The sequence below is a fragment of the Pseudomonas machongensis genome (assembly GCF_034961125.1).
In the GTDB taxonomy this organism is placed as follows: Bacteria; Pseudomonadota; Gammaproteobacteria; order Pseudomonadales; family Pseudomonadaceae; genus Aquipseudomonas; species Aquipseudomonas machongensis.
This window is the reverse complement of record NZ_JAYFUI010000191.1, coordinates 1-18,691: the sequence shown is the minus strand read 5'-3', so window position 1 is coordinate 18,691 and position 18,691 is coordinate 1. Positions and strand designations below refer to the sequence as shown.

The window sequence follows — 18,691 nt, the reverse complement described above, 5'->3', positions numbered from 1 at the left end:
CTATTCGCCTCCCCCTCTTTCCAACATTCGCCGCCGCGCCACATCGCTGGCAGCGACGGGCACCTGAGCGCCCGATCCGCGCGTTTCACCTTGGCCCACGACGGGCCATCAACCCCACCGCCCCTGTCATCGGTCGCTTGCGCGCGCCTGGCAGGCGGCTGCCTCACTGCTGGGAGCACAACAATAATGAAAATCCGCCAGACCCTGCCCTTCGCCCTGTTCGGCGCCACCGCCCTGGGGACACTGCCCGACGCAGCACTGGCCGCCGGCTTCATCGAAGATTCCAAGGCGACCCTGAACCTGCGCAACTTCTACATCAACCGCAACTTCGTCGACCCGAGCAACCCGCAAAGCAAGGCCGAGGAATGGACCCAAAGCTTCATCCTCGACGCCCGCTCGGGATTCACCGAGGGGCCGATCGGCTTCGGCGTGGATGTGCTGGGGTTGTGGTCGGTCAAGCTCGACGGTGGTGGCGGCACTTACGGCACGGCCCTGCTACCACGCCATGACGACGGCCGCCCGGCAGACGATTTCGGACGCCTGGCCGTGGCAGGTAAAGCGCGCATCTCCAAGACCGAGCTGAAGATCGGCGAGTGGATGCCGGTACTGCCGATCCTGCGCTCCGACGATGGCCGCTCGCTGCCGCAGACCTTCCGTGGGGGTCAGGTGACGTCCAGCGAGATCGCCGGTCTGACGCTCTACGGCGGGCAGTTCCGCGGCAACAGCCCACGCAACGATGCGAGCATGGAAGACATGAGTTTCGGCGGTGGGGTGTCCGACCGCTTCAACTTCGTCGGCGGCGAGTACAGCTTCAACGACAAGCGCACCCTGGTCGGGCTGTGGAATGCCCAACTCAAGGACGTCTACCAGCAGCAGTACCTGCAACTGAGCCACAGCCAGCCACTGGGCGACTGGACCCTGGGCGCCAACCTCGGCTACTTCCAGGGCGAGGACGACGGCGCCGAACGCGCCGGCAAGCTGGACAACAAGACCTACTCGGGCATGTTCTCGGCGCGCTATGCCGGCCATACCTTCTGGGTCGGCCTGCAGAAGGTCAGCGGCGATACCTGGATGCGGGTCAACGGCACCAGCGGCGGCACCCTGGCCAACGACAGCTACAACGCCAGCTTCGACAACGCCAACGAACGCTCCTGGCAGGTGCGCCACGACTTCAACTTCGTCACCGTCGGCATCCCCGGCCTGAGCATGATGAACCGCTACATCAGCGGCCGCGATGTGCACAGCGGCGCGGTGAGCGATGGCAAGGAGTGGGTGCGTGAATCGGAACTGGCCTACGTGATCCAGAGCGGCCCGTTCAAGGATCTCAGCGTGAAGTGGCGCAACTCCAACATCCGCCGCAGCTTCAGCAACAACGAGTTCGACGAGAACCGGCTGATCTTCAACTATCCGCTGTCGATCCTGTAGACCGATGCCATCCATGCATTGACAAGCCACGAATTCGCTGTCGATAATCGACCCATGTCGTACGACAACCTACAACAATCAACGACAAGAGCTGGCCATGACCACTACTCCCTTCAAACGCCTGCTGCTCACCGGAGCGGCAGGCGGCCTGGGCAAGGTGCTTCGCGAACGCCTCAAAGGCAGCGCCGAAGTCCTGCGCCTTTCCGATATCGCTCCAATGGCACCTGCTGCCGGTCCGCATGAAGAAGTGATCACCTGCGACCTGGCCGACAAGGCTGCGGTACACGCGCTGGTCGAAGGCGTCGATGCCATCCTGCATTTTGGCGGGGTGTCCACCGAGCACCGTTTCGAGGATATCCTCGGCCCCAATATCTGCGGGGTGTTCCACATCTACGAAGCGGCGCGCAAGCACGGGGTAAAACGCGTCGTCTTCGCCAGTTCCAACCATGTGATCGGCTTCTACCGCCAGGACGAGCGGCTCGATGCCCACTCCCCTCGCCGCCCCGATGGCTACTACGGCTTGTCCAAGAGCTACGGCGAGGACCTGGCCAGCTTCTACTTCGACCGCTACGGCATCGAGACCGTCAGCATCCGTATCGGCTCGTCCTTCCCGCAACCGCAGAACCCACGAATGCTCTGCACCTGGCTGAGCTACGACGACCTGCTGCAACTCATCGAACGCAGCCTGCGCACCCCTGACGTCGGCCACACCGTGGTCTATGGCGCCTCCGACAACCGCACCGTCTGGTGGGACAACCGCCACGCCGAACACCTGGGCTACCAGCCCAAGGACAGTTCGGAGGTGTTCCGCGCCGACGTCGAATCAAGGCCCGCGCCTCCCGCCGACGATCCAAGCATGGTCTACCAGGGCGGCGCCTTCGTCGCTGCCGGCCCCTTCGACTGACCGCCACTGCGTGCAAGGAGCAGCACCATGCAGCACTGTGAACTGATCGTCGACGCGCGCAACGCCACCGGGGAAAGCCCGGTGTGGCATGCCGGCGAGCAGGCCCTGTACTGGGTCGATATTCCCGCCCGCCAACTGCACCGCTGGCGCCTGGCCGATGGCAACCACGACGTCTGGCAGGGCGATGAAATGCTGGCCTGCATCGCCCATGGCGCACAGGGCTGGGTCGGGGCGATGGAGAGCGGCCTGTTCACCCTCGACCCGACCGAGGATGGGCGCCTGCTCGGCACCCGCCTGGCCAGCGTCGAGCACGCTCGCGAAGGGATGCGCTTCAACGACGGGCGCTGCGACCGCCAGGGCCGTTTCTGGGCCGGCACCATGCTGATGGACATGCAGCAGGGCGCCCAGGTCGGCGCGCTGTACCGATACGACGGCCAGCGTCTGCACCGCCAGCTCGAGGGCATGATCGTGCCCAACGGCCTGGCCTTCAGCCCGGACGGCACGCGCATGTACCTGTCCGACTCGCACCCGACGGTGCAGACGATCTGGTCGTTCGACTACGACATCGACAGTGGTACGCCCCATAACCGGCAGCTGTTCGTCGACATGCGCGAGCATCCCGGCCGCCCCGATGGTGCGGCTGTCGATCAGGACGGCTGCTACTGGATCTGCGGCAATGACGAGGGGGTGATCCACCGCTTTACCCCCGATGGCCGCCTGGACCGCTCGCTGCGCGTGCCGGTGAAGAAGCCGGCGATGTGCGCCTTCGGTGGCACCCACCTCGATACCTTGTTCGTCACCTCGATCCGCCCCGGCGGCATCGACCTCGCCGACCAGCCCCTGGCCGGCGGCGTGTTCGCCCTGAACCCCGGCGTCAAAGGCCTGGAGGAAACACCCTGGCAGGGCTGAGCGCCCACCTCACCAACACCTGCACGACCGAAACCAGATAATAAAAACCACGGAGTTTCATCATGACCTTCAAACGCACGTTGCTTCTTGCCGCCCTCCCCTTGGCCCTCGGTCTGTCCAGTGCCGCCAGCGCACTGGACATCAAGTTCGCCGAGATCCACCCAGCCGGCTACCCGACCGTGGTCGCCGAGCAGAACATGGGCAAGAAACTCGAACAGGCCAGCAATGGCGATATCACTTTCAAGATGTTCGCCGGCGGGGTGCTCGGCTCGGAAAAGGAAGTCATCGAGCAGGCGCAGATCGGCGCGGTGCAGATGACCCGCGTGAGCCTGGGCATCGTCGGCCCGGTGGTGCCGGATGTGAACGTGTTCAACATGCCATTCGTGTTCCGCGACCAGGCGCACATGCGCAAGATCATCGATGGCGAGATCGGCCAGGAGATCCTCGACAAGATCACCAACTCCGAATTCAACCTGGTGGCCCTGGCCTGGATGGATGGCGGCTCGCGCAGCATCTACACCAAGAAGCCGGTGCGCAGCATCGATGACCTCAAGGGCATGAAGATCCGCGTGCAGGGCAACCCGCTGTTCATCGACATGATCAACGCCATGGGCGGCAACGGCATCGCCATGGACACCGGCGAGATCTTCAGCGCCCTGCAGACCGGGGTGATCGATGGCGCCGAAAACAACCCGACGACCCTGCTCGAGCACAACCACTACCAGAGCGCCAAGTACTTCACCCTGACCAACCACTTGATCCTGCCGGAGCCGGTGGTGATGTCCAAGACCACCTGGAACAAGCTTACGGCCGACCAGCAGGCGCTGGTGAAGAAGGTCGCACGTGAAGCTCAGATGGAAGAGCGCGAACTGTGGGACGCCAAGTCTGCCGCCAGCGAACAGAAGCTCAAGGCCGCGGGTGTCGAGTTCATCGCCGTGGACACCAAGCCGTTCTATGACGCCACCGCCCCGGTACGCGAAAAATACGGTGCGCAGTACGCCGACCTGATGAAGCGTATCGACGCGGTCGAGTAAGCCACTTCTTCCAGACGACCCCGGCAGCACGGTGCCCGCCGTGCCGCCGCCTTGGTGATGCCCATGAAAACGTTTTTCCTGCGCCTGAACGACAGGCTCTACAGCAGCTGCATCTGGATCGCTGGCCTGTCGATCCTGACCATGTCGCTGATCATTCCCTGGGGCATCTTCGCCCGTTACGTACTCGGCACCGGCTCCAGTTGGCCGGAGCCGGTGGCGATCCTGCTGATGGTGGTGTTCACCTTCGTCGGCGCCGCCGCCAGCTACCGCGCCGGCGCACACATGGCGGTGGCGATGCTCACCGATCGCATGCCCGCCCCACTGCGCCAGCTGGTTGGCGTGCTGGTGCAGGTGCTGATGATCGTGGTGTGCCTGTTCATGACCTGGTACGGCACCAAGCTGTGCATCACGACGTGGAACCAGTTTCTGGCCTCGCTGCCGGGTGTGCGGGTGGGCATGACCTATGCGCCGATCCCGGTGGGCGGCGTGCTGACCTTGATCTTCGTGCTGGAAAAACTCGTGCTGGGCGATCAGAGCAACCGCAAGGTGGTGCGCTTCGACCTGGTGGAAGAAAGCGAAGGAGCGGCATAAATGGATGCGTTCATTCTGTTGGGCAGTTTCATCGCGCTCATCCTGCTGGGCATGCCGGTGGCTTATGCCCTGGGGCTCTCTGCACTGATCGGTGCCTGGTGGATCGACATTCCGCTGCAGGCGATGATGATCCAGGTGGCAAGCGGGGTTAACAAGTTCTCGCTGCTGGCCATTCCGTTCTTCGTGCTGGCCGGTGCGATCATGGCCGAGGGCGGCATGTCGCGGCGCCTGGTGGCCTTCGCCGGGGTGCTGGTGGGCTTCGTGCGTGGCGGGCTGTCGCTGGTCAATATCATGGCCTCGACCTTCTTCGGCGCGATTTCCGGCTCCTCGGTGGCCGACACGGCCTCGGTCGGTTCGGTGCTGATCCCGGAGATGGAGCGCAAAGGCTATCCGCGCGAATTCTCCACCGCGGTGACCGTCAGCGGCTCGGTGCAGGCATTGCTCACCCCACCAAGCCACAACTCGGTGCTCTATTCGCTGGCCGCAGGCGGCACGGTATCGATCGCCTCGCTGTTCATGGCCGGGGTGATGCCTGGCCTGCTGCTCAGTGCGGTGATGATGGGCCTGTGCCTGTTGTTCGCCAAGAAGCGCAACTACCCCAAGGGCGAAGTGATCCCGATGCGCCAGGCGCTGAAGATCGCCGGTGAAGCGCTTTGGGGCCTGATGGCCATGGTGATCATCCTCGGCGGCATTCTCTCGGGCGTGTTCACCGCCACCGAGTCGGCGGCCGTGGCGGTGGTGTGGTCGTTCTTCGTGACCATGTTCATCTACCGCGACTACAAGTGGCGCGACCTGCCCAAGCTGATGCATCGCACGGTGCGGACCATCTCCATCGTGATGATCCTGATCGGCTTCGCAGCCAGCTTCGGCTATGTGATGACGCTGATGCAGATCCCGTCGAAGATCACCACCGCGTTCCTGACCCTGTCGGACAACCGCTACGTGATCCTGATGTGCATCAACTTCATGCTCCTGCTGCTGGGCACGGTGATGGACATGGCGCCGCTGATCCTGATCCTCACCCCGATCCTGCTGCCGGTGATCACCGGCATCGGCGTGGACCCTGTGCACTTCGGCATGATCATGCTGGTCAACCTCGGTATCGGCCTGATCACCCCGCCGGTGGGGGCGGTACTGTTCGTCGGCTCGGCGATCGGCAAGGTCAGTATCGAGTCGACGGTCAAGGCGCTGCTGCCGTTCTACCTGGCGCTGTTCCTGGTATTGATGGCGGTGACCTACATCCCTGCCATCTCGCTGTGGCTGCCAAGCGTGGTGCTGTAAGTTCGCGGACAGCCGCTCTATCCCGGTGTGAGCGGCGGTTCGGCGCCCCGACTTGTCCCGCGATCACCGGCAGAGCGGGTGGCCATGCAGTGCGGTGTCCTTGGCGTAGGCCCCCGCTTCTGCAAGCCCTCACTGTCGACCACTTTTGCAAATGGACCCTGCACATGGCTGTTCCCGCCTCACCGTCCCTCTTCCCACGCAAGCTGGCCATCGCCCTCCTGGCGCTGCTGGCCTGCTCGTTCGCCGGCAACCACATCGCCGCCCGCATCGCCTTCGATGACGGCACCGGCGTGCTGCTGGCGATCCTCTGCCGCTCGGGCATCACCTTCCTGGCCCTGGCCAGCCTCGTGCTCTGGCAGCGCCAGGCCGTGGGGCTGCCCAGCGGCACGCGGCGCTGGCAACTGCTGCTGGGGCTGCTGATCGCCACCCAGAGCCTGTGCCTGTACTCGGCGGTGGCGCGCATCCCGGTGGCGTTGGCACTGCTGGTGGGCAACACCTTCCCGATTCTGCTGGCGCTGCTCAACTGGGCGCTCAACGGCATACGTCCAACCGGGCGCACAGTGATGTTCATGGCCCTGATCCTCTGCGGCCTGGTGCTGGCCCTGGATGTGCCGGGGCGCCTGGCCGACAGTGGCGCGAGCAATCCGCACTGGACCCTCGGGGTCAGCCTGGCCTTCTGTGCCGCCTGCGTGTTCGCCTGTGCGTTGTGGATCACCGACAACAAGCTGGCCGCTGTGCATGGCCCGGTCCGCAGCCTGCTGACCTTGCTGATCGTGTTCACCAGCATGCTGGTGGCAGGCGCTGGTGGTTGGGTGCCGGCGGGCCTGTCGTTGCCGGGCAGCGCAGGAGGATGGATGGCCCTGGCCAGCCTGGTGGTGCTGTACGGGGTGGCATTCACCCTGCTGTTCGTTTGCGTGCCACGGCTGAACATGGCGCAGAACGCGCCAGTGATGAACATCGAACCGATCGCCACCCTGCTGCTGGGATGGGCCCTGCTCGACCAACAGTTGAGCGGCCTGCAACTGCTCGGGGGGGCGGTGGTGGTCAGTGGCATCGTGCTGCTGACGTACCGCCGTCAGCCCGCGGCGAAATGATCACGGCCCTGCCGGAGAACAGCGCAATGACCGAACTGCACCTGCAGGACCGCCTGACTCGCCTCACCCTGGCCCCCGCGCTGGGCGCCAGCCTGGTCAACTGGCAGGTCAAGGCCACCGGCCAGGCGTTGTTGCGCCACAGCGACGCCGCAGCACGCGCCAGCGGCTCACCCCGGCGCCTGGCCTGCTATCCGCTGGTGCCCTGGTCCAATCGCATCGCCGCAGGCGGCTTCGCCCGCCCGGACGGCTGGCAGGCCCTGGCCGCGAACACCGACCACGATCCCTACCCGATCCACGGCAGCGCCTGGCAGCAACCGTGGCGCGTGGAGCACCACAGCCAGCGGCGAGCACGGCTGGTCCTCGACAGCCAGCAGCCCTTCGCCTACCAGGCAATGCTGGATGTGCACCTGCACGAGGGGCGTCTTGACCTGGAGCTGCACGTCACCCACCTTGCCGCGCAGGCGACCTGGCACGGGCTGGGCCTGCATCCGTACTTTCCGCGGTATCCGGACACCCGCCTGCAGGCGTCCGCCAGCCAGGTGTGGCTTGGCGAGACCGGCGAGTTGCCATCACGGCTGGCGCCCATTCCGCAGGCCTGGCGCTTCGACAGCCCCAGCCACCTGCCACCGACCCAGATCGATCACGCCTTCGCAGGCTGGACAGGCACGTGCACCATCGAACAACCCGACGCGGGTTATCGCCTGGAATGCCAGGCCACCGGGGCCGAGCACTTTCTGTTGTTCTGTCCGCAGGATCGCGACTTCTTCTGCTTCGAGCCGGTCAGCCACCCGATCAACGCCCATCACCTGCCCGGGCGACCGGGGCTGCGCTTGCTGCAACAGGGCGAGCAGGCCAGCCTGGGTTTGCGCCTGCGTTATCTGCCAGGCTGACGGACAGTCAGTCCAGGCCCTTGGCGCGCACGTCGGCGGCGAGCATGTCGATGAACGCGCGCACCTTGGCCGAGCCGTACTTGCTCTCGCGGTGCAGGATATGGATGGGCCAGGGCGCCTCCTCGAAATCGGCGAGCACCACCTGCAGGCGACCGCTGGCGACCTCCTCGACCACTTGGTAAGACAGCAGCCGGGCGATACCCAGGCCTGCACATGCTGCGGCAATGGCACCGTCGTTGCTGGTCACGGTCAGGCGCGGCTTCATGCGCACCATGGTCGGCTCGTCGGTCAGCCCGAAGCGCCAGCCTGCACGTGGCGACAGGTTGGTGGTGGCGATCACCACATGCTCATGCAGTTCGGAGGGGTGAGTCGGTACGCCGTGCCTGGCAAGGTAATCAGGCGAGGCGCAGAGCATGCGCCTGACTTTGCCCACACGCAGGGCCTTGAGCCCGGAGTCAGGCAACTGGCCGATGCGCACTGCCACATCCATGCCCTCCTCGACCATGTTCACCACCCGATCGAGGAAGTAGGCCGACACGTCAACCTCAGGGTACTGCTGCAGGTAACGCACGATGCTGGGCATGACGAACTTCTTGCCGAACAGGATCGGCGCGGTCACCGCCAGTTCGCCCTTGGGCGTGGCATTGACCCCGGCAGCCGCCTCGTTCGCCTCGGCGATGCTGGCGAGGATGCTGCGGCAGTCTTCCAGATAACGGCCACCGGCCTCGGTAAGGCGCACGCTGCGGGTGGTGCGCAGCAGCAGCTTGACCCCCAGGCGTTCTTCGAGGGCGCTGACCGCGCGGGTCACCGCAGCGGGCGACATGTCCAGCCGCCGTGCCGCGCCAGCGAAGCTTTCCAGCTCGCCGACGGCGACGAATACCTTCATCAGGTGGATGTGGTCCATGCCCTGCCCTTCTGCCTGGAAACGATGTGCGATTATTTCAGCAGCCGGGGCGAATGAGTAGGTCGGGATGAGTGATGACCTGCGGCAGCAGGTAACTGGCCTCACACTCTGCAGCACAGGGCAGCGCCGGGACATCGAGCGTGTCGATATCAGGGCAGCTGTCCCCAGGCCACGCGGCATACCTCTCGAGCGGTTCGACGACGTTCATCACTCATCTCCTGTCGCGTGGATCACGCCTCGGCCTGCAGCCCTACCGCAGTGCGCGGCATCGCCACGAAACCGTCCAGTGCCTCGATCCGTGCCAGCCACGCTCGCACATTCGGGTAGGCCTCCAGCGACACGTTGCCTTCCGGCGCATGGGCGATATAGGAGTAGTTGGCGACGTCGGCGATGCTCGGCTCGCTGCCGGTGAGGAACGGCGTCTTACCGAGCTCAGCGTCCAGCACCTTGAGCAGGTTATGGGCACGACCGATGACTTCGTCGGCATTGAAGCCTGCACCGAACACGGTGATCAGGCGGGCAGCGGCAGGTCCGAAGGCGACGGGGCCTGCGGCGATGGACAGCCAGCGTTGTACACGGGCTTCACCGGCAGCGTCCTGGGGCAACCAGCGGCCCTGGCCATAGGTCTTGGCCAGGTAGACGAGGATGGCGTTGGAGTCGCCGATGACGGTGCCGTTGTCGTCGATCACAGGCACCTGCCCGAACGGGTTGAGGGCCAGGAACTCAGGCTTTTTCTGCTCGCCCTTGGCCAGGTCGACGAAGATGACTTCCGGCTGCAGCTTGAGCAGCGACAGCATCAGCAGGGCGCGATGAGCGTGGCCGGACTTGGGGAAGTGATAGAGCTTGATAGGGTTGGACATGGTCTGGACTCCGGTTCAAAGGGTTGAGGTCTGAGCGCCGGTATCCAAGAGTGGCGCTGCTGGAGTGAATCCTGCACCTGTTCGCCGTTCAACAGAATCCGTGTGGCCAGCAATCCATAATTTCGCTGAGCGGAATAATACAAGCGGTGCACTGCCCAAAAACCCTGTGGGAACAGGCTTGCCCGCGAAGAAGCCACCGCAATAGATGGCAGCGGTGGCAGGTCAATGGCCACCGGTTGCTCTGAGTGTCGACTTCGCCATGAAGCGCAAGTGATCAGTTGCGTATCAGCTTCTGATAGCGATACAGACCGCGGGCCGCCTCGATCACGCCTGGCACGCAGGCCTGATGTTCGTCGAAGCTCATCGCATCGAGCAGCTCGAAGTTGTCTTCCAGGCCATGCAAGGAAATGGCCTTGAGCAAGGCGTCCTGCGGCGCTGGCAACTCGCTCCACTCGGCAACCTGGGTGCCGCGCATGTAGCCGAAACACCACTCTTCGAGAATGATCGCTGGCCCTTCCTCACCCTCGCTCTCCTCGAACAGCGGCTCGAAGCCGTCGAGGTTCTCGGCCAACTGCTCGGCGACCTGGTTGGCGTAGCGCAGCATCAGCGCAGTGTAGGCTTCCTCGTGGGCGGGCTTCTTGAACTTGGGCACCTTGCCGCCGGCAACGGCTGGCAGCCATTGCTCGGGGTTGACCCTGACAGGGGAGCTGGCCAGCGCAGCGAAGAAACCGTTGAGCTCGGCGAGGTTGAGTACCGAGTAGTCGTTGCCGTAGGTGATCAGGAGGTCTTCGAGGCGGTCGAGTTCTTTTTCGCTGAGCGGCGGGAGCATGGTGCGGGTGTCCTGAAAAGCGGATGTGCGTGCACCCTAGCACAGGGAAAAATAAGGTGAAGCGTTTGTTGCCCGCCACAATGCAATCGCGGGCAAGCCCGCTTCCCCGACCTGCCGGGAAGCCGACTTGCCCGCGAAGACACCTCAGGCCTTACACCGCCAGCGCGCGCTCACGCAGCTCGCTGTTGAGGATGCGGTCGTTCTCGCTGTAGTCGACCGGGCAGTCGATCACATGCACGCCTGGGGTCTTGATGCAGTGCTCGAGCAGCGGCAGCAGGCCTTCGGCGCTTTCCACGCGGTGGCCATTGGCGCCGTAGGCTTCGGCGTACTTGACGAAGTCCGGGTTGCCGTAGTCCAGGCCGAAGTCGGTGAAGCCCATGTTGGCCTGCTTCCAGCGGATCATGCCGTAGCCGTCATCACGCAGGATCACCACGGTGATGTGCATGCCCAGACGTACGGCGGTTTCCAGCTCCTGGCTATTCATCATGAAGCCACCGTCGCCGCACACCGAGATCACCGGGCGGTCCGGGTACACCAGGTGCGAAGCCATCGCCGACGGCAGACCGGCGCCCATGGTCGCCAGGGCGTTGTCCAGCAGCACGGTGTTGGGCTTGTGCGCCTTGTAGTTGCGGGCGAACCAGATCTTGTAGATGCCGTTGTCCAGCGCGACGATGCCTTCGGAGGGCAGCACGCGACGGATGTCGGCAACCAGGCGCTGCGGGTAGACCGGGAAGCGGTCGTCGTCGGCACCTTCGGCGATCTGCGCCTCGTTGGCTTCACGGATCGCCATCAGGCGGGTGAAGTCCCAGTGCGAGGTGTCGGTCAGCGCTTCACTGATCTGCCACACGGCGTTGGCAATGTCGCCGATCACTTCGACCTGCGGGAAGTACACGGCATCGACTTCGGCGGAGCGGAAGCTGATGTGAATGACCTCGGTGCCGCCACGGACCATGAAGAATGGCGGCTTCTCGATCACGTCGTGGCCGATGTTGATGATCAGGTCAGCTGCTTCGACAGCGCGGTGTACGAAGTCACCGGACGACAGCGCAGCGTTGCCCAGGAAGCGCGGGTGGCGCTCGTCGACCACGCCTTTACCCATCTGCGTGGTGATGAACGGGATGCCGGTCTTGTCGATCAGTTGCTTGAGGACCTTGGCGGTCATCTTGCGGTTGGCACCGGCACCGATCACCAGGATCGGGTTGCGTGCGTTCTGCAGTTTCTGCACGGCGGCTTCGATGGCCACGTGCTCGGCCAGCGGACGGCGGTGCAGGCTGCGCGGGATCGGCAGCGCGTCGGTCTGCTCGGCGGCGATGTCTTCGGGCAGTTCCAGGTGCACGGCGCCAGGCTTTTCTTCTTCGGCCAGGCGGAAGGCTTCACGCATGCGCGCCGGGATGTTGTCGGCCGAGGCGAACTGGTGGGTGTACTTGGTGATGGGGTCCATCATGCCGCACACGTCGATGATCTGGAAACGGCCCTGCTTGGACTTCTTGATCGGCTTCTGGCCGGTAATCATCATCATCGGCATGCCGCCCAGGTAGGCGTAGGCACTGGCGGTCACCAAGTTGGTAGCACCAGGGCCGAGGGTCGACAGGCTGACGCCGGTCTTGCCGGTCAGGCGACCATAGGTGGCGGCCATGAAGCCTGCGGATTGCTCGTGGCGGGTCAGTACCAGCTTGATCTTCGACTTGCGCAGGGATTCGAGCAGGTCGAGGTTCTCCTCGCCGGGAATGCCGAACACATACTCGACACCTTCGTTTTCCAGGCATTGCACAACGACATCGGCGGCCTTGGCCATCTTGCTTGTTACCTCAATTGATTGGACGTGGGTGGAGTCCAGGGACGGTCAGCGCGGTGCGCTGACATCGGTCTGTCCGGTGGCCAGCAAAGCCCCCCGAACAAAGCCTTGACGCAGGCAACGCTCGACAAAGTCACGTACGAATGCAGCCGAATTGTCGCAGCCCCTCGGAACAGCCATGGCCTGACGGATCGCGGTGAACGCACCGTCGAGCACACGGTAGCGTGGATCAGTGTCGGCGACCTTCTGCAAAGGCTGGCGCACACCTGCGGCGGCGTCGAGGTTTTCTTCGACAAACAGATCGACGGCAGCGGCGGAGGTGTCGGCGCGGCACAGTTCGGCATGCTGCAGGGTGCGGCTGAGGTAGAGGTCGTAGGCCGCGCCCTTGCCGACGGCCAGGCGCAGGCCGGATTGGTCGAGCTCGTCGACGTGCTGGAAGGGGGCATCTTTCCTGACCAGGTAGGTGCCCTCGATCAGCACGTAGGGCTCGCTGAAGGCGATCTGCGCCTCGCGCACCGGTTCGATGGCGAGGAAGGCCAAGGTCCAGGCGCCCTCCTCCAGCGCGGCGAATACCTTGCCCGCAGCGTCGAAGGTACGCATCTCAAGGCGCACGCCCAGTTCTTCAGCCAACTGCCTGGCCAGGGCGACCGAGACGCCCTGGGGCTCGCCATCAGGGCCGCGTTGGGCGAGGACCGGGTTGCCGTAGTTGATGGCAGCACGCAGGACGCCATCGGGGGCGAGTTCTTCGAGGACGGCCTTGGGGATAGTGAGAGTCATTGGAACTCCGCTGGGCTATGAGTGGGACTGATGATTACAGCGACTGGCTGTGGGACCGGGCTTGCCCGCGAAAAGGCCCTCACCGATCCGAGCATCAGCTCAGGCAGAAAAGACCATGCACACCGGGCTGCCGGTGAGCACCGAGAAACCGGTCTGGCGCAACCTCCCCTGCTCGGGATCGACGGCGAAAGCCACGACGCTGTCACTGTCTTCGTTGAGCGCGAAGAGGAACCGCTGATTGGGAGTGAGGGCGAAGAAGCGTGGGGTCTTGCCGCCACTGGGCTGCACTTCGATCAGGCTCAGCAGGCCGCTGGCAACATCGACCGCATACACGGCAAGGCTGTCATAGCCGCGGTTGGAGGCGTAGACGAAGCGACCGCTGCGGTCGATATCGATCTCCGAGGCACGGCTGTTGCCGGTGTAGCTCGACGGAAGCGACGAGAGTACCTGCAACGGCTGCAGTGCCCCGCTGTGGGGGTCGAAGCGGTAGGTGGTGACGGTCGAATCCAATTCATTGATCACATAGGCGAACGGCGCCTTCGGGTGCAGCGCGACATGACGCGGTCCGGCACCTTCACGGGTAGTGACGAAAGGCTGCTCGGCGGGATGCAGCCGGCCGTTATCGAAGCGAAAACTGAATATCCGATCCAGCCCCTTGTCCGGCACCAGGACGAACTGGCCCGAGGCATCGAAGAGGTTGAAGTGCGGCTTGGCAAAGGGCTGCTCGATGCGGTGCGGGCCGATCGGGCCCTCGAGCTCGAGCAACTGGTTGAGGGTGCCGAGGCGGCCGTCCTGTTCGACATTGAGCACGGCAAGCGTGCCCGTGAGGTGGTTCGAGACCACCAGGAAGCGCTCGCTCGGGTCCAGTGCCAGGTGCACCGGATTCTTGCCTTCGCAGCGCTGTCGGTTGAGGAACGCGAGCCGACCAGTGACCTTGTCGACGGTGAAGGCGCTGACCTCGTCGAGGTCGCCATGCACCGTGTAGAGCCGGTCCCCGGCTCGATTCAGCGCCAGGAAGGACGGGTTGACCAGGTCGCCGACGACCTGGACCTGCTCCAGGCTGCCGTTGGCCTGATCGAGGCGGTAGACGGTGATGCCATCGCCGCGGGCGTTGCGCTCCCGGGTCGTGCGCGAGCCGACATAGGCGTACATAGGGGGTCGTTCTCCCAGTTGCGGGTAGGTGACATGGTCAGGGACGCGGAGCTGCCAGGCAAGTCCGCGCCCTGTTCAACCGTTCGTACCGGGGCCTCAGCCGCGGGTGCGTTGCACCACCTTGCGAATGACGTAGGGCAGTACACCGCCATTGCTGAGGTAGCGGATCTCCTGCTGCGAGTCGAACCGTGCGATGAGCTCGGCCTCATCGACACCGCCATCGACGCGGCGCACCTGCAGGCGGATACGGTTGTCACCGCCCCTAAGTTCGTCGAGGCCGATGAAGTCGAACTGCTCGCTGCCGTCGAGCTGCAGGTCTTCGACACCCCGCCCTGCCGGGAACAGCAACGGCAGCACACCCATGCCGATCAAGTTGCTGCGGTGGATACGCTCGATGCTGCGCGCCACCACGGCTCGCACGCCGAGCAATGCCTGGGCCTTGGCCGCCCAATCGCGACTGGAGCCAGCCCCGTAGTTGATACCGGCGAACACCACCATGGGGGTACCGGCATAGCTCTGCGCGGCTTCGTAAAGCGGCAGGCACTGACTGTGGTCGGCATTCCAGGCCCAGGCGCCGACACCAGGCTGGGTGTCACCGAGCAGGCGATTCTTCACCGACTTGTTGGTGAAGGCACCGCGCAGCATGACTTCGTGGTTGCTGCGCCGGGTCGAATACTGGTTGAGGTCCTGTGGGTCTTCGCCGCGAGCCAGCAGCCACTGGCCAGCCAGGCTACTGGCGGGAATGGCGCCGGCTGGGGAGATATGGTCGGTGGTGACGTTGTCCCCCAGCACCATCAACGTGCGGGCGTTCTCGATTGCCAGGCTCGCCTTGGGTTCGGCCTGGATATCGGCCAGGTACTGCGGGCGGCGCAGGTAGGTCGAGCGCGCATCCCAGGGGAACTGCACGCTGCCTTCGGCCGAGAGAGCCTGCCAATGATGGGTACCGTCCCACGCCGTGGCCAGGCGCTGCTGGAAGAACTCAGGCTTGACCACCTGGGCCACCAGCGCCTGCACTTCGTCATCGGCGGGCATCAGGTCGTGCAGGTGAACCGGGTTACCGGCGCTATCCTGACCAAGCGGTTCGCGGGTCAGGTCGATATCGATGCGCCCGGCAATGGCGAAGGCGACGCACAGTGCAGGCGACGCCAGGTAGCCTGCAGGTACCTTGGGGTTTACCCTACCTTCGAAGTTGCGGTTGCCCGAAAGCACCACCACCCCCTTCAGGCCTTGATCGGCAAAGGCCTCGACATGCGTCTCGAGCTTGCCGGAGTTGCCGATGCAGGTCATGCAACCGAACCCGGCCAGGTCGAAACCCAGGGCGGAGAAGTCTTGCAGCAAGTTGGCTTCGCTCAGGTAATCAGCCACCACCTGCGAACCGGGCGACAGCGAGGTCTTCACCCAAGGCTTGCGCTTGAGCCCCAAGTGCCGCGCGCGACGGGCCAGCAGACCGGCCTGGATCATCTGCGCGGGGTTGGCGGTGTTGGTGCAACTGGTGATGGCCGAGAGCACTACGGCGCCATGGTCGATGGCCTCGCCGAAGCTGGGCTCGAGGTAGCGATTACCGATCAGCTCGCTTCCGCCCAGCACCTGTTCACGGAACGACTCACCGGCGCGCGACAGCGGCTGACGCTGGTGCGGCTGGTAGGGGCCTGCAACGCTGGGCTCGATGCTGGCAAGGTCGAGCTCGATCAGTTCGTCGAACTCAGGCTCCGGCAGGTCGTCGTGGCGATAGAGCCCCTGAACCTGCAGGTAGGTGGCGGCCTGCAGGCACAGCTCGGCGGAGCGACCGCTGAGCTTGAGGTAATCGAGGGTCTGGTCATCGAAGGGGAAGAACACCACGGTGGCGCCATACTCGGGCGCCATGTTCGATACCGTGCCACGCGCAGCCCAGCCGAGGTTCGATAGACCCGGGCCTGTGAACTCGACGAATTTGCCCACCACCGAGCGCTGACGCAGGATCTCGGCGACGTGCAGCGACAGGTCGGTGGCGGTCACCCCAGGGCGCAGGGCGTTGCTGACGCGAATACCGATAACCTGGGGGAAGTTGATCGGCACCGGCTCTCCCACCATCGCCGCCTGCCCTTCCAGGCCGCCGACACCCCAGCCAAGCACGCCGATGGCGTTGATCATCGGCGTGTGGCTGTCGGTGGCGACCATGTCGTCAGGGTGCAGCAAACGCTGACCCTCGGCGGTGCGGGTTTCCCACACCACCTTGGCCAGGGCCTCCATGTTCATCTGGTGGATGATGCCTGTACCCGGTGGAATGACAGCGAAATTGTCCAGGCTCTTCTGCGCCCATTTGATGAAGCGATAGCGCTCGCTGTTGCGACGAAAATCGATCTCGAGGTTCTGCTCCACCGCATCGGCTTGTGCGTAGTGTTCGACGATCACCGAATGGTCGATGGTCAGTACCGCAGGAATCAGCGGGTTCATCGCCGCCGGGTCACCGCCCAGTTCAGCGACCACATCACGCATTCCAGCAAAATCGGCCAGGGCCGGCAGGCACGTGGTGTCGTGGAACATCAGGCGGTTGGGCTGGAATGGCACCTCGCAGTCCGGTCCATCGCCAACGGCGCGGGCAAGCACGGCATCCAGCGCCTCGGGAGCGCAGCGCGCCACGTTCTCCAGAAGGATGCGGATGGCGTAAGGCAGGCGTTGCAGTTGGGTGGGAGCCAGCAGTTTCTTGAGATCGAGGTAGGTGAAGCGATCCTGGTCGATCTGCAGGGGGCTCATCAGGTGGGCATTGTCGATCATGCGCTTGTCGCTCGGCTTCTTGTCGTTGTCATGTCGTCGTCCAGGCGACGACGCTGCAGGTCGGCCAATGCTAGGCGCTGGAGCGCGGAGTGAAAATTGATCGATTACCACGTCAGCGTTCTCCATCGGAGAACGCTCGAAGGGATGTTATGGCTGGGAGGGTGCGCGCAGGTGATCGATGAAGGTCTTGAGCGTCGGCGAGGCGATCTCGTACTTCTTGAATACCAGCAGCAATGAGCGATGGGCCCAGGGCTCCGACAAGGTCACACGCTTGAGACGATGGCTGCGCACGTAGGGCTCCACCGCGCTACGCGGCAGAACGGTAATACCTAGGCCATTGGCGACCATGCGACACATGCAGTCGAAGCTGCTGATACGGATGTGTAGCTTGAGAGGTTGCCCTATTGTTTTGGCCTGTTCGGTGAGCAGGCCGTACAGGGTACTGTCCAGGTGCGGGCCGACGAACTCATACGCCAGCACCTCGCTGAAGTGCACGGTGCGGCGCTTGGCCAGATCGTGCTCTGTTGGCACCACCAACACCAATTCATCGTGCCGGTAAGGCAGGGTTTCAAGCCCCAAAGGGGCGGTGTGCGAGGAGATGATACCGAGGTCGGCGTGATCGTCGGCCACAGCCCGGACGACCGCCGAGCCAATACCTTCCTCGATATCGAACTTGATCTGTGGGTAAAGCTGGGCGAAGCCAGCCATGTCCTGGGGCAGGAACTGCGACAGCGCCGAAGTGATGGCGTGGATGCGGATATGACCCTTGACCCCTGCGGCGAACTCGCTGAGTTCGTTGTCCAGCTGTGCCATGGTCTGCTTGAGCTGACGGGCGTAATAGAGCAGGGACTGGCCGGCAGGCGTCAACTCGACACCGCGCGCGTTGCGAATCAGAAGCGGCGACCCGATCTGCGCCTCGAGTTCGCTGATGCGCTTGCTGATCGCCGAGACTGCCAGGTGCTTGATACCGGCAGCGCGCGTTAGATTGCGCTCCTGGGCGACAGTGATGAACAGGTCCAGGCTGGTGAGGTCGTAGCGCATGCGAGCCGGGTCAGGAAGGAATAGAGGTGCACCATACCCTGTAGAGGCAGGCTTGTCCCGTGGCGTGCATAGTGTCGGCGTGGGGGAGCGATGCGACCTGGCGAACGCCAGAAAGACAAAACCCCTACCTGCTCGCGCAGATAGGGGTTTTGCGAAATGAATCTTGACGATGACCTACTCTCACATGGGGAAACCCCACACTACCATCGGCGATGCATCGTTTCACTGCTGAGTTCGGGATGGGATCAGGTGGTTCCAATGCTCTATGGTCGTCAAGAAATTCGGTTGCCAGTGCGCCTTTGCAGACACGCCAGCTAATTCGGATATGTGATCTTTGTGAGTCGCTTCGAACTTTCGGTTCGTTTCGTCTTCACCACCACAATCTGCAAGGCAAATTGCTTGGGTGTTATATGGTCAAGCCTCACGGGCAATTAGTATTGGTTAGCTCAAC

17 protein-coding genes and 1 rRNA gene are annotated in these 18,691 nt (G+C 63.9%); 8 read left to right on the top strand and 10 right to left on the bottom strand.

The window, feature by feature from the left end:
* Positions 1-186 precede the first annotated feature (186 nt).
* From VA602_RS24020 to VA602_RS23985, 8 genes are all read left to right on the top strand, one after another.
* On the top strand, positions 187-1,425 hold the full coding sequence (locus VA602_RS24020; RefSeq protein ID WP_200603558.1) for an OprD family porin: 1,239 nt from the start codon (positions 187-189) through the stop codon (positions 1,423-1,425).
* Between the two features lie 97 nt (positions 1,426-1,522).
* Entirely contained in the window at positions 1,523-2,329 is an 807-nt protein-coding gene (locus tag VA602_RS24015; protein WP_323454543.1) for an NAD-dependent epimerase/dehydratase family protein, read from the top strand.
* 27 nt (positions 2,330-2,356) lie between these two features.
* Positions 2,357-3,238 carry a glucurono-1,5-lactonase gene (locus VA602_RS24010; RefSeq protein ID WP_323454542.1) on the top strand — a complete coding sequence of 294 codons (882 nt, stop codon included), beginning with the start codon at positions 2,357-2,359 and terminating at the stop codon, positions 3,236-3,238.
* 62 nt (positions 3,239-3,300) lie between these two features.
* The gene (locus VA602_RS24005; protein WP_323454541.1) at positions 3,301-4,272 is read left to right on the top strand and encodes a TRAP transporter substrate-binding protein; all 972 of its coding nucleotides are present in this window, start codon (positions 3,301-3,303) and stop codon (positions 4,270-4,272) included.
* A 63-nt stretch (positions 4,273-4,335) separates the two neighbouring features.
* Positions 4,336-4,863: a TRAP transporter small permease gene (locus VA602_RS24000; RefSeq protein ID WP_054892940.1), complete on the top strand. Its 528-nt coding sequence runs from the start codon at positions 4,336-4,338 to the stop codon at positions 4,861-4,863.
* On the top strand, positions 4,864-6,144 hold the full coding sequence (locus VA602_RS23995; RefSeq protein ID WP_054892941.1) for a TRAP transporter large permease: 1,281 nt from the start codon (positions 4,864-4,866) through the stop codon (positions 6,142-6,144).
* Between the two features lie 164 nt (positions 6,145-6,308).
* Positions 6,309-7,238, top strand: a complete 930-nt coding sequence (locus VA602_RS23990) for an EamA family transporter (protein WP_323454540.1) — start codon at positions 6,309-6,311, stop codon at positions 7,236-7,238.
* Between the two features lie 26 nt (positions 7,239-7,264).
* Positions 7,265-8,128: an aldose 1-epimerase gene (locus VA602_RS23985; RefSeq protein WP_323454539.1), complete on the top strand. Its 864-nt coding sequence runs from the start codon at positions 7,265-7,267 to the stop codon at positions 8,126-8,128.
* Positions 8,129-8,135: 7 nt separating this feature from the next.
* Here the strand turns inward: VA602_RS23985 and VA602_RS23980 are convergent, their stop codons facing one another.
* From VA602_RS23980 to rrf, 10 genes are all read right to left on the bottom strand, one after another.
* On the bottom strand, positions 8,136-9,032 hold the full coding sequence (locus tag VA602_RS23980; RefSeq protein WP_063543527.1) for a LysR family transcriptional regulator: 897 nt from the start codon (positions 9,030-9,032) through the stop codon (positions 8,136-8,138).
* 37 nt (positions 9,033-9,069) lie between these two features.
* Positions 9,070-9,240 (bottom strand): hypothetical protein, encoded by a 171-nt coding sequence (locus VA602_RS23975; RefSeq protein WP_323454538.1) that lies wholly within the window; start codon positions 9,238-9,240, stop codon positions 9,070-9,072.
* A gap of 22 nt (positions 9,241-9,262) precedes the next feature.
* Complete coding sequence (locus tag VA602_RS23970; protein ID WP_054892945.1) at positions 9,263-9,892, bottom strand: glutathione S-transferase family protein; 630 nt, start codon at positions 9,890-9,892, stop codon at positions 9,263-9,265.
* 274 nt (positions 9,893-10,166) lie between these two features.
* Positions 10,167-10,721, bottom strand: a complete 555-nt coding sequence (locus VA602_RS23965; protein WP_323454537.1) for a UPF0149 family protein — start codon at positions 10,719-10,721, stop codon at positions 10,167-10,169.
* A gap of 151 nt (positions 10,722-10,872) precedes the next feature.
* On the bottom strand, positions 10,873-12,516 hold the full coding sequence (locus tag VA602_RS23960) for an acetolactate synthase large subunit (RefSeq protein WP_065861364.1): 1,644 nt from the start codon (positions 12,514-12,516) through the stop codon (positions 10,873-10,875).
* Between the two features lie 48 nt (positions 12,517-12,564).
* A complete protein-coding gene (locus tag VA602_RS23955; RefSeq protein WP_323454536.1) occupies positions 12,565-13,293 on the bottom strand; it encodes a transporter substrate-binding domain-containing protein in 729 nt (242 codons plus the stop codon).
* A 99-nt stretch (positions 13,294-13,392) separates the two neighbouring features.
* A complete protein-coding gene (locus VA602_RS23950; RefSeq protein ID WP_323454535.1) occupies positions 13,393-14,445 on the bottom strand; it encodes a lactonase family protein in 1,053 nt (350 codons plus the stop codon).
* A gap of 96 nt (positions 14,446-14,541) precedes the next feature.
* Complete coding sequence (gene acnA / locus VA602_RS23945) at positions 14,542-17,199, bottom strand: aconitate hydratase AcnA (protein WP_323454534.1); 2,658 nt, start codon at positions 17,197-17,199, stop codon at positions 14,542-14,544.
* A gap of 147 nt (positions 17,200-17,346) precedes the next feature.
* Positions 17,347-18,240: a LysR family transcriptional regulator gene (locus VA602_RS23940; protein WP_323454533.1), complete on the bottom strand. Its 894-nt coding sequence runs from the start codon at positions 18,238-18,240 to the stop codon at positions 17,347-17,349.
* Positions 18,241-18,401: 161 nt separating this feature from the next.
* Positions 18,402-18,517, bottom strand: a 5S ribosomal RNA gene (gene rrf / locus VA602_RS23935).
* Positions 18,518-18,691: the final 174 nt, after the last annotated feature.